The sequence below is a fragment of the Methylobacterium iners genome, from assembly GCF_022179305.1.
GTDB classification, from domain to species: domain Bacteria; phylum Pseudomonadota; class Alphaproteobacteria; order Rhizobiales; family Beijerinckiaceae; genus Methylobacterium; species Methylobacterium iners.
In genome coordinates, this window is record NZ_BPQP01000175.1 from 1 (window position 1) to 3,346 (window position 3,346).

Here is a 3,346-nt window from a genome sequence, read left to right on the forward strand (position 1 = left end):
TTTCGAGACAAGCTCTTAGCAACCGCCTTATGATTCTGCATCGAGGTTGAGATCCTTTGGCTCTGCCGCGATGGTATCGATTATGCATAAGCTTGTTCCTTAGAGTGATCCGGCCCTGCTGAGCTAGTTGGCTCCGGGGCCTAGGTCTGCCTAGAAACAGTTGACGGAAGAGGTCCAGAAAAGAAGTCAAAATCTTCTATGTAGCGCCGAAGATTGAGCGGCGACCTATATGAGGCAACTTTCCGCTGATCTTTGCAGGACGCCCAGTCCGGGCTATGTGTTGCATGCGCAGCGTTTTTTGCGAGGGAGTTTGAACGACAAGTACAAAATCAGCGAATTTTCAGTTTCATCACGGTGCGAGAGTGACATGATGCTCAATATACACAATAATAGTTTACCCTTCTGAAAAACAACGGGGAATATTCTCGAATAATTTTAATTTATATCGATCTAGTTACGATTAGATTATCGCGCAATTTCAGATTAAGATACCATCGTTATCTGTATTATATTAATCGCGAGCAAAGTACATGAGTTTGCCGTGCTGGTCGTCATTCTCGATCAATATGTGAATTGATCGTCAGACCTATTTTCAATCAATTCTATTTTGGAACTTTCAAACCCGTCTTTTGTGGTGTAGGACCCCCTGGTGTCTAAGGTGCAACATCGATATGGAGGGTTTAAATGCGCGTTGTTATGGTAGGAGCGGGCTACGTAGGTTTGGTATCTGGGGCGTGCTTCGCCGACTTCGGCCATTCTGTTATTTGTGTCGACAACGATCCAGCGAAAATCGAACGTCTCCTAAATGGCATCATGCCAATTTACGAGCCCGGTCTCGAAGAGTTGGTTTTGACGAACGTAAAGGCCGGTCGCCTTTCTTTTGATACAAAGTTAGATGAAGCGCTTTCTCAAGCCGAGTGTGTCTTCATCGCTGTTGGTACGCCGTCGCGCCGGGGCGATGGCCATGCTGATCTTTCTTATGTCTACAGCGCTGCACGCGAAATTGCTAAGTCGCTAAGAAATTTTGCAGTGATTGTGACTAAGTCAACTGTACCAGTGGGTACCGGTGACGAGGTGGAGAGGATCATTCGTGAAACTAGACCAGACGCAGATTTTGTGGTTGCTTCGAATCCAGAATTTTTACGGGAAGGTGCAGCAATTACAGATTTCAAACGGCCTGATCGCATAGTGATTGGTGTCGAAGACGAGCGCGGCGCTAAAGTATTGACTGAACTTTATCGGCCACTTTACCTCAACTCTGCTCCAATACTGATTACCAGCCGTCGCACAGCTGAGCTAACGAAATATGCCGGCAATGCATTTCTAGCAACGAAAATTACGTTCATCAATGAGATCGCGGATTTGTGCGAAGAGGTAGGGGCAAACGTTCAGGAGGTGGCAAAAGGTATCGGTCTGGATCACCGCATAGGATCAAAATTTCTGCATGCCGGGCCCGGATACGGCGGTTCTTGTTTCCCGAAAGACACTTTAGCGTTGATGAAGACGGCCCAGGATTATGGAACTCCTGTCCGCATAGTCGAGACCGTTGTGGCGGTCAACGAACAGCGAAAGCGTGCAATGGGACGGAAAGTGATTGCCGCCTGTGGGGGCTCAGTTCGGGGCAAGTCCATCGGAATATTGGGGTTGACCTTTAAACCAAATACCGATGACATGCGCGATGCACCGTCGATTGCGATCATTGCGAGCCTACAAGATGGCGGTGGCAGAGTACGTGCTTTCGATCCCGAAGGTACTGAACAAGCAAAAGGGTTGTTGAGTGACGTCGAGTACGTGGAGGATGCCTACGCTTGTGCAGAGGGAATGGACGCCTTGGTTCTTGTAACCGAGTGGGATGTCTTTCGCGCTCTTGATCTTGGTCGACTTAAAAAATTAATGGTTGGCGATGTTCTAGTCGACCTCCGTAATGTATACCCACCCACTGAAGTGCTTCGGCATGGTTTTCGGTATACGAGCGTCGGTCGCTTATAGCTTGCTCGCTTGAAACTTCTTACGGAAATCTTTACTGGACTGAAATTCTGCTTCGCGGCTGACATTAATTAAATAGCCGCGGAGACTTGGGTGAAATAAATACTTCTACTGTAGCTTATGGTTGAGCGAATCTTCTCATCAATGACACGCAAAATCAAACTGACATTTGTTATCAATTCGCTCGTCGGCGGCGGCGCAGAACGAGTTTTCACAACTCTTTTGTCTGCAACAGCTGAACTGACTCGCAATTACGATATGACCCTTATCCTCCTCGATGATGAGACAGAGGTATATAAAGTTCCGGAATGGGTTCGTATAATCCGTCTAGACTGTAGCCGATCATTTCTGAAAAGCATTCTCAAGTTATCCGCTGTGCTTATACGTGAGCAACCTGATATTACTTTGAGTTTTTTAGCACGCTCGAACGTGGCGACCATTATAGCTGGATTATTTGCTCGACACCAAGTTGTCATCAGCGAACGCGTGAACACGTCTGCTCACTACGGAATAGGGGCCAAGGCTACTGCCTTAAAGGCCTGCATCCGCCTGATTTATCGCTTCGCTTCGAAAGTGATCACTCCATCATCTGGAGTTGCGGAAGATCTTGTACAACACTTCAACGTCCCTCGTCATAAAATAGTAGTGATTAACAATCCAGTGGATATTTGTATGATCCGTCAGCGGGGTCAGGAAATTGTGCAAATTCCAATAGAGAAGCCGTTCAACATCGCCGTGGGTCGTTTAACGAAGGTTAAAAATTTTAGGCTCTTGATCGAAGCTTACGCAAAGTGCCCTGATGCTCCCCCGCTTATTATCCTTGGACAAGGTCCAGAGGAGGAGTCCCTGCGGGCTCATGTCGCGAACTTAGGTTTGCAGCACCGCGTTATATTAGCTGGATTTCAAGACAACCCGTTCGCGATTATGCGACATGCCGATGCTTATGTCAGCGCATCGAATGGAGAAGGATTTCCTAACGGCCTTGTCGAGGCAATGGCATTAGGTTTGCCAGTTATTTCAACGAATTGTCCTTCTGGTCCATCTGAAATCCTGGCGGGGTTACCTCAGCATTCTATTGATGGCTTGACTCATGCTCCGTACGGCTTACTTGTTCCCGTTCGGAACGTTAAAGCAATGGCTGCGGCGCTCCAATTGTATAACGACTTTGACCTTCGTGCACGTTATGCCGAAGCAGCAGCAGCACGAGTGAAGATTTATAGTGTAGAATTTGCACTCAAGAGGTATTGGAGCGTAATTCAATCGTTAAAGCCGATGGTAAAAGGCGTTCATTGATTGCCAGTTGCGCGGCGCAGGCTAGGCTTGTCTGAAGAACGATTACTGCTAAGAGCTTGTCTCGAAA

2 protein-coding genes are annotated in these 3,346 nt (G+C 47.5%); both read left to right on the plus strand.

All coding sequences use genetic code 11. The features are described from left to right. The first annotated feature begins 684 nt into the window (after positions 1-684). On the plus strand, positions 685-1,989 hold the full coding sequence (locus MFF55_RS26705) for a UDP-glucose dehydrogenase family protein (RefSeq protein WP_238247274.1): 1,305 nt from the start codon (positions 685-687) through the stop codon (positions 1,987-1,989). 141 nt (positions 1,990-2,130) lie between these two features. Then, complete coding sequence (locus MFF55_RS26710) at positions 2,131-3,279, plus strand: glycosyltransferase (protein WP_238247275.1); 1,149 nt, start codon at positions 2,131-2,133, stop codon at positions 3,277-3,279. Positions 3,280-3,346: the final 67 nt, after the last annotated feature.